Origin of the sequence: Ruixingdingia sedimenti (genome assembly GCF_031432425.1) — a bacterium.
GTDB lineage: Bacteria > Pseudomonadota > Alphaproteobacteria > Rhodobacterales > Rhodobacteraceae > Ruixingdingia > Ruixingdingia sedimenti.
The window spans coordinates 1-7247 of the sequence record NZ_JAVKPH010000072.1; the positions used below are offsets into that span (position 1 = coordinate 1).

At 68.8% G+C, this 7247-nt stretch carries 10 protein-coding genes; all 10 read left to right on the forward strand.

What is annotated here, in order from left to right; translation table 11 throughout:
• On the forward strand, positions 1–633 hold a 633-nt coding region (locus RGD00_RS22610; protein WP_310459502.1), incomplete at its 5' end, for a major capsid protein.
• Between the two features lie 10 nt (positions 634–643).
• Positions 644–1120: a DUF7210 family protein gene (locus RGD00_RS22615; RefSeq protein WP_310459503.1), complete on the forward strand. Its 477-nt coding sequence runs from the start codon at positions 644–646 to the stop codon at positions 1118–1120.
• Positions 1121–1189: 69 nt separating this feature from the next.
• Positions 1190–1453 (forward strand): Acb2/Tad1 domain-containing protein, encoded by a 264-nt coding sequence (locus RGD00_RS22620; protein WP_310459504.1) that lies wholly within the window; start codon positions 1190–1192, stop codon positions 1451–1453.
• Positions 1454–1456: 3 nt separating this feature from the next.
• Positions 1457–1879 carry a gp436 family protein gene (locus tag RGD00_RS22625; protein ID WP_310459505.1) on the forward strand — a complete coding sequence of 141 codons (423 nt, stop codon included), beginning with the start codon at positions 1457–1459 and terminating at the stop codon, positions 1877–1879.
• On the forward strand, positions 1879–2310 hold the full coding sequence (locus RGD00_RS22630; protein WP_310459506.1) for a phage tail terminator protein: 432 nt from the start codon (positions 1879–1881) through the stop codon (positions 2308–2310). Before RGD00_RS22625 ends, RGD00_RS22630 begins: the two co-directional genes overlap by 1 nt.
• A 2-nt stretch (positions 2311–2312) precedes the next feature.
• Positions 2313–2486 (forward strand): hypothetical protein, encoded by a 174-nt coding sequence (locus RGD00_RS22635; protein ID WP_310459508.1) that lies wholly within the window; start codon positions 2313–2315, stop codon positions 2484–2486.
• A 1-nt stretch (position 2487) separates the two neighbouring features.
• The gene (locus RGD00_RS22640) at positions 2488–3417 is read left to right on the forward strand and encodes a phage tail tube protein (protein ID WP_310459509.1); all 930 of its coding nucleotides are present in this window, start codon (positions 2488–2490) and stop codon (positions 3415–3417) included.
• A gap of 65 nt (positions 3418–3482) precedes the next feature.
• Positions 3483–3857 carry a hypothetical protein gene (locus RGD00_RS22645; RefSeq protein ID WP_310459510.1) on the forward strand — a complete coding sequence of 125 codons (375 nt, stop codon included), beginning with the start codon at positions 3483–3485 and terminating at the stop codon, positions 3855–3857.
• Positions 3858–4021: 164 nt separating this feature from the next.
• Positions 4022–4234 (forward strand): DUF1799 domain-containing protein, encoded by a 213-nt coding sequence (locus RGD00_RS22650; protein ID WP_310459511.1) that lies wholly within the window; start codon positions 4022–4024, stop codon positions 4232–4234.
• Positions 4231–7247, forward strand: a 3017-nt coding sequence (locus RGD00_RS22655) for a phage tail length tape measure family protein (RefSeq protein WP_310459512.1), incomplete at its 3' end; no start/stop codon positions are given. The genes RGD00_RS22650 and RGD00_RS22655, both read left to right, overlap by 4 nt.

Genomic DNA, 7247 nt, shown 5'->3' on the forward strand with positions numbered 1-7247 from the left:
GCCAATGCCATCAACATGGTGCTGGATTCGGTCGACCTCGGGCTCGAATACGACGCCGCGCAGCTGGCGCGCAACGCAGCGAACTACGATGCCGACCACAAGCTGGCGCTGACCGGCGCTGACCGCTGGACCGGCGCCAACTCGGATCCGGGCAAGGATATCGGCGATGCCAAGGAGGACATCCGCGGCTACACCGGGCGGCGCCCGAACGTCCTCGTTCTTGGCCCCTCGGCAGCCAAGGCGCTGAAGAACCACCCGAAGATCAAGGAGCAGTTCAAGTACGTCTCCAAGGACTCGATCACGCTCGATATGCTGGCGGCGTATTTCGAGCTGGAAAAGGTGGTGGCCGGTGATGCGGTCTTCCTGCCGGAAACCGCGCCCGACACGGCGAAGGCCACCGATGTCTGGGGCGATGATGCGATCCTCGCCTGGGTGCCGCTGACGGGCGGCAACTTCATGGTGCCGTCCTATGGCTACACCTACGAACTGATGGGCTATCCGCAGGTCGAGGCGCCCTACTACTCGCGCGAAACCAAGTCGTGGATCTATCCGACCACGACCGAGCGCAAGCCGTATCTGGTGGGGCCCGACGCGGGCTTCCTGTTCCAGAACGCCGGCGCGCCGGCGGCGTAAGGGGGCGGCCATGATGAAGGTCACCCTCTCCGGCCCGGCCAGGATCGGCGGCGCGCGCAAACGCCCCGGCGATGTGGTCGATGTCGATCCCGTCACGCTGCGCCATCTTGAGGCGGCAGGCGTGATCGCGGCCGATCCGGATGCGACCCGGGCCGTCGCGGCTAGCACCCCGGTCGGCGCCATGACGCAGGCCGATTTCGAGGCGGCGGTGGCGGCCACGGCCAAGGTGCTGGCCGAGACGATGCTGGATGCCGCCCTGGAAGAGGTGGTCGCCACGGTCGAAGCCGAGAAGAACGCCGCGTTGGCGCGGGCGATCGAGGCCGAGATGCAGCGCGACATGCTCCAGGCGCGGGTCGAGGAACTGCAACACATCCTCGCCGAACAGACCGATACCACCCCCGCCGCGGCGGCGGCCGAAACCTCATCCCCGGCCGCCGCACCCGCCGCAAAACCCACCCGCAAGAGTGGTGGCGCGGCCAAGGGCTGATCCCGGCCCCTCGTGCGGGGCGGTCAGCCGACCGCCCCGCACACCCTCCCCACTGTCAGGATTTCCACTATGATCACGCCCGCCAAGAACCACGGCCTGCCCGTCTCCGGCTATCGGCCGCAGTCGGACAAGGCGGTGGCGATCGTCAACGGGAACAAGGTGCTGGAAGAGCGCATCCTGCGCCAGCTCGACCAGCTTGCCCAGGATCCCGCCATCGATCGCCGCTGGCTGGCGATCGCCCGCACCAACATCGAGCAGGGCTTCATGGCGGCCAACCGCGCCGTGTTCCAGCCCGGCCGCGCCGCGCTGCCCGAAGATGCGGCCGAGGACTGATCCATGGCCTACGCCACCCTTGCGGATCTGATCGAGCGCGCAGGCGATGCGGAGATCCTCCAGATCGCCGACCGCGACAGGGACGGGGTGCCCGATCCTGACGTGATCGGGCCGGCCCTCCGGGATGCGTCCGACCTGATCGACGGATATGTCGGTGCCAGGTATGACCTGCCGCTGGCCTCGGTCCCGCCGCAACTGCGGCCCTGGGCGGTGTCGATCGCGCGCTACGCCCTGCATCGCAATGGCGCGCCCGATCATGTCAGACGGGACTACGATGATGCCATCGCTGCGCTGGAGGACGTGGTGAAACGCCTGATCGCGCTGCCGGTCGCCGCCGGCGATGCGCCGCCGGTGGCCGTCACGGGCCAGACGATGGGGCTCCATCCGGCCCAGGTATTCACCCCGCAGAAACTCAAGGGGTGGTGATGCTGGCCGCGCTCAAGACCCGCCTTGAAACTCAACTGCCGACGGCCCGTTGGTGCGGCGTCGAAATCGCCGAGGACATCGACACCTTCACGGACCGCGCCGGGCTGGTCGATAGCGGTACCGCCATCGTCATGCCTTGGGGCGAGCAGGCGCAGCCGCAACAGGACGCCACCGGGACTTTCCGTCAGGTGGTGAAGACGGTCTACGCCATTGGCATCGTCATCCGGCACTACGACCATCTGATGGGCGCTGCCCGCGCGCTCCAGTTCGACACCTACAAGGCCGACCTTGAAGCCGCGCTCGCCGGATGGGAGCCGTCCGGCGCGCTCAACCCCTTCGAGTTGGTGGGCGGCGAGAGCAGCCCCGTGACCACGGGTGTCAGCATCTACGTCCAGACCTGGGCCTGCACCCGCATCCTGACAGGAGCCTGACCATGCGAGACCGCCCCGCCACCGGCGGCACCTTCATCCGCGACCCCGCCACCGGCGACCTGACGCCTGCGGTGGAGGGCGCCCCCATCGCCCCGGCCGCCGCCACCTCGGCCGCGACCGAACCCGAAACCCCGGCGGCCGAGCCCGAGCCCGCCCCTCGCAAGAAAGGACGCTGACATGGCATTCCGTCGCGCCAAACGGCTGGCCATCCTCCATAAGGCCGAGAGCAGCTATGGCACCGATGCGACCCCGGCCGCGGCCGATGCGCTGATCGGGTCGAACGTCACCTTTACCCCGATCGAGGGTGAGGAGGTCCGCCGCGACCTGCTGCTGCCCTACCTCGGGCATCAGGGCACGATCCTGACGGCCGAATATGGCCGGATCGAATTCGACATCGAGATCGCCGGGTCGGGCACGGCCGGGACCGCCCCGAAATACGGGAGCATCCTGAAGGCCGCCGGCATGGCCGCGACCGTGACCGCCGGCGTCGATGTCGAATACACGATCGTCGAGGACGCAACCGAGAGCGGATCGCTCTACTTTGTCGCCGACAAGGTCCGGCACGTGTTCCTGGGCGGCCAAGCCAACATCGCGCTCAACTTCTCCGCCCGCCAGATCCCGAAAATCCGCGTCACCTATATGGGGTTGCTGGGCGCGGTGACCGATGTCGGATCGATGCCGGCGGTCTCCCAGACGGGATGGACCGCTCCGGTGGTGGTCAGCAAGGCCAATACGGTGCTGACCCTGCACGGCTGGACCGCCGTGGCCGAAAGCCTCGCACTGGATCTCGGCAACGAGCTGGTGGCGCGGCACCTGATCGGCGACGAGCGGATCCTGATCTCCGACCGCCAATCCACCGGCACGGCGGTGGTCGAGGCCCGCGACATCGCCACCATCGACTGGTTCGCCAAGGCGCGGTCCGGCGCAACCGGCGGGCTGTCGCTGGTCCACGGCACCACGGCCGGCAACATCGTCGAGATCGCCGCGCCAAAGGTCCAGATCGGCAAGCCGACGCAGGGCGAGACCAACGGCATCATCAACTACTCGCTGCCGCTGATGCTGCGTCCCGATGCCGGCCGGGACGAGCTGGTGATCACCGTCCGCTGACCCCGAGGGGGACAGCCCGCCCCCCTTTGAACACCCCCTTCAATCCCGGTGCAGGAGCCCTTCCCATGAATTTCGTCCTCGGCCAATCCGACGCCTACTGGTGGCCCGTCACCGTCCGTCGCCCCGATCCCGACGCCCCTGGCAAGCTCATGGAGCAGACGCTCCAGCTGCTGCTGCTGCCGCAGGATCAGGACGAGGCGATCGAAGAGCACGAGCGGATCAATGCCATCCACAGTGCCCGCACCCGGACCAAGGCCGAGCGAGCGGCGCTTGCCAGCAGGATCCTCGGCTGGCGGGACGTGGACGGGGCTGACGGCAAACCCGTCCCGTTCACGCCCGAGACGCTCGATGAGGCCCTGCGCATGAGCTGGTTCCGGATCGGGGTTTGGACCGCCATGAACCAGTCGGCCCTGGGTGAAGAGGCCCGAACGGGAAACTGAAGGCCGCGGCGCGGACCTGGGCGCTGGCGCGCCTCGGCCGCGCCGACAGCCGCGAGCCGGTCAGGCTCGACGCCGATCTGCTTCGCCAGTTCGAGATCCTGGGCGCGCCGGTCGCGCCCGGAGCGATCCCCGCCGCGCCGGCGGCCCCCGAAGGTTTCGAGGTCATGCCCGTCAACTGGTCCTCCGTCTGTGCATTCCTGGCCTGCGAGACGCAGTGGCGGGCGGTGGCCACGCTGGCGGGCGTGATCTGGCTCGGCCTCGACTATCCAGCCGTCGATGTGGTGCTGCGTCGGCAGGGCGCGCCGGATGCGGTTTTTGCCGATCTCCAGATCATGGAGGCCGCGGCGCTTGAAGTTTTCGCGGAGGATCAGCCGTGAGCGTCCGGCAGTTTGTTTTCTCGCTTCTGATCAAGCTCGGCGGGGTGTCCGAGGCGAAGGCTGGCGCGGCCGAGGTGCAACGCGCTGTTGCGCGTGTAACGGACGAGACCAAGACCGCGATCCCGGTGGTGGATCGCGAGACCTCCGCGACCCGGAAGAATGCCGATGCCCGGCGCGATGCAGCCAAGGCGGCGCGGGAGCAGGCCGAAGCCGAACGCAAGGCCCGTGAGGCCGCGCAGCGGGCGGTCGGAGGCACCGTGCCGGGGGCACCCTCGGGGGGCGGGATCCCGAACCCGATGCCGGGCGGCGGCATCCCGACCTCCCCCGCGGTCAGCCCTTGGGCCATGACGGCGGAACAGGCTGCCCTGCGCGCCCAGGTCGAGCCCGCCTTCGCGGCGCTCCAGCAATACCGGCAAGAACTGGCGTTGGTGGCCAAGGCAGAGACCGAGGGGGCGATTACCAAGACCGAGGCGGCGGCCGCGCAGCAGCGTCTGCGCGTGGCCTACGACCGGACGACGGAGGGCATCCGCCGCGGCGATGCGGCCTTCGCAGGAGCAACCCGGGCGATCCGGCTCCAGGCGCATGAGGCCCGCAACCTCAGCTATCAGATGAGCGACCTGTTCCAGGGCGTTGTCCTCGGCATGCCGCCGATGATGATCCTGATGCAGCAGGGTCCGCAGATCGTCGACATTTTCGGTGGCGTCGGCAATACCCTGCGCTATGTCGGCCAGCAGCTGACCGCAACGCGCGTGCTGATGGGCGGCACCGCCGCAGCGGTGATCGGCGGGGCAATGGCCTGGGAGCGGTATGTCCGCTCGCTCAAGGCCGCCGAGTTGGCTGCGGCGACTGGCGGCCGGCGGCTGGGCGTCAGCGCCGGCATGATCGGTGCCACCGCCGATGACCTGGCACAAGATGGAACGCTGTCTCGATCCGCTGCCCGCGACCTGATCTCGCAATTGGCGGGATCTGGGATGATCAGCCCCGACCTTTTCGGTGGTATCGCTGGGATATCGAAGGATTTCGGCGCCACCATGGGCATCGAGGCCGATGCCGTCGGCGTGGCGCTGGTCAAGGCGTTCTCGGCGCCGGGTGAGACAGCCGAGAGGCTTCGCAAGGAGGGTGGCTATATCCTCGCCCAGGACGTCGAGCGCATCCAGCGCCTCGAAGCCCAAAACCGGCTCTACGAAGCACAGGCCGTGCTGCTGGACGCCATCAAGCCCAGGCTCGCAGATGCAGCCGAAGCGCAGAGCGCGATCGGGCGATCGGTATCCGGCACCAGTCGGCGCTTCGGAAATATCTGGGACAGCTTCGGCCGGATGGTAGACGATGCTTGGGAGGGGATGCCGGCGATCTCGGCTAACCCTTGGGTCTCAATCCTCGCGGCGCCGACGACGGCTCGGGAGGTGGCATCGAAACGCGCAGCGCGGCAAGCCGCTGAAACCGAGGCAGCTCTGGCCGGCCGCCCTGAGGAGGAGGGGCGCAGGCTCGGTATCCTCGCCGGCGTCGCCGCTGCCCGCGCCCCTGCGAACACCAACATCCGTCAGGAACGGACGCTTGCTGACGATATTACCGCCATGCGCGCCGGTCTGGCGGCAGACGATCTCTCGGCCGAGGCCCGTGCCGAGATCACCCGCGCGATCGAGAGCCAGAGCCGCGCCCTCGACGCGCTGATCAACCGGCGCGAGCGGGCGCTGACGCTGGATCGGCTCGATTTGCAGATCGCAACGGAGCGCGACCCGCTGCGCCGCGCCGAACTCGCCGGCCTGAAGGCGCTGATGGACGGCTATGGCAAGGGAACGCCATTCGAGGACTGGCTCGCCGATGCGCAGCGCGCGCGTCGGCAGGCACTCAGCGAGACGCTGGCCGCTTCCTCGAACCAGGCTGCGTCGATGCAGGAGGAGGCCGCAGCTCGCGAACGGCTGCTGGCGTTGCGCGCCAGTGGGGCCGTGACCGCCGCCAGCGCCGACGAATGGCTGGATCGCGAACTGGCGCTGCGGCCACTGATCACCGCTGCTACCCGGGCCGAGGGCGATGAGAAAACACAGTTGGAAGAGGTGATCGCCGGGCTCCAGGCGGCCTACGAGCGGTTGACCAAGGCCCGCGAGGATGCCGCCAGCCAGGACGAGGCCGAGGCGTCCCGCCAGCGGTTGGCGGATCTGCGACTGGAAACCGAGTTGATCGGCCGGTCTGCGGCCGACCGGATCCGGGCCCAGGCCGCTCACGATGTCGAGAAACGCATCCTCGACATGGATCTCGACCCGAAATCCGAGGCTGCTGCGGCCCGGCGCGCCGAAGCGATGGCCGAGGCCGAGGCGCGGATCCTGCGCGATCGGCGCCAGCGGGAATACGACCTCGACACGCAGCGGATGCTGGCGCGCTACGACGCCACCGCCCGGCTCGCGCCGGACCCGATCAGCCGCGCGGCGATCGAGGCAGAGCGTGAATATGCCCGCGCGATCGCCGAGGGTGCGGACGCCACCGAGGCGGCGGCTCAGGCCGCTCTTGTTCGCAGTCGTGCCCTGTCCGAACAACAAGGGGCCTTGCAGGACGCGCTGCGGGCCCAGGATGACCAGATCGCGCGGCTGCAGTTGGAAATTGCGCTGGCGGGCAGCAGCGAGGCCGCCAGCGCCCGGGCGCTGGCCGTCTACGATGCCGAAATGCAGGCCCGCCGGATGGGCTACGAGGTCGGCAGCCTAGAAGCTGAGATGATGCGGGATGGCGCCCGCGCCGCCGCCGACTTGACGACCGAACTGGAGCGGCAGCGCGACGCCTGGGACAAGGTGCACCGGGCGGCGGAGGGCATGATCGACGGGCCGATCGATGCGCTGCTCAAGGGCGATCTGAAGGGTGCGCTGGCGTCGTTCGCGCAGGAGTTCATGGGGCTCTACACCGAACTGGCGTGGAAGAACCCGGTCAAGAACAAGCTCCTGGGGACGAACTACGCCACGCTGGACGATGTGGGCGGCCTCGGCGGGATCGTCGGGCGGCTGTTCGGAGGCGCGCAGGCCGAGCC

What these genes read in the sequence shown, in the direction of transcription:
- RGD00_RS22615 (WP_310459503.1), top strand. Translation starts at nt 644, where the DNA reads ATGATGAAGGTCACCCTCTCCGGCCCGGCCAGGATCGGCGGCGCGCGC.
- RGD00_RS22620 (WP_310459504.1), top strand. Translation starts at nt 1,190, where the DNA reads ATGATCACGCCCGCCAAGAACCACGGCCTGCCCGTCTCCGGCTATCGG.
- RGD00_RS22625 (WP_310459505.1), top strand. Translation starts at nt 1,457, where the DNA reads ATGGCCTACGCCACCCTTGCGGATCTGATCGAGCGCGCAGGCGATGCG.
- RGD00_RS22630 (WP_310459506.1), top strand. Translation starts at nt 1,879, where the DNA reads ATGCTGGCCGCGCTCAAGACCCGCCTTGAAACTCAACTGCCGACGGCC.
- RGD00_RS22635 (WP_310459508.1), top strand. Translation starts at nt 2,313, where the DNA reads ATGCGAGACCGCCCCGCCACCGGCGGCACCTTCATCCGCGACCCCGCC.
- RGD00_RS22640 (WP_310459509.1), top strand. Translation starts at nt 2,488, where the DNA reads ATGGCATTCCGTCGCGCCAAACGGCTGGCCATCCTCCATAAGGCCGAG.
- RGD00_RS22645 (WP_310459510.1), top strand. Translation starts at nt 3,483, where the DNA reads ATGAATTTCGTCCTCGGCCAATCCGACGCCTACTGGTGGCCCGTCACC.
- RGD00_RS22650 (WP_310459511.1), top strand. Translation starts at nt 4,022, where the DNA reads ATGCCCGTCAACTGGTCCTCCGTCTGTGCATTCCTGGCCTGCGAGACG.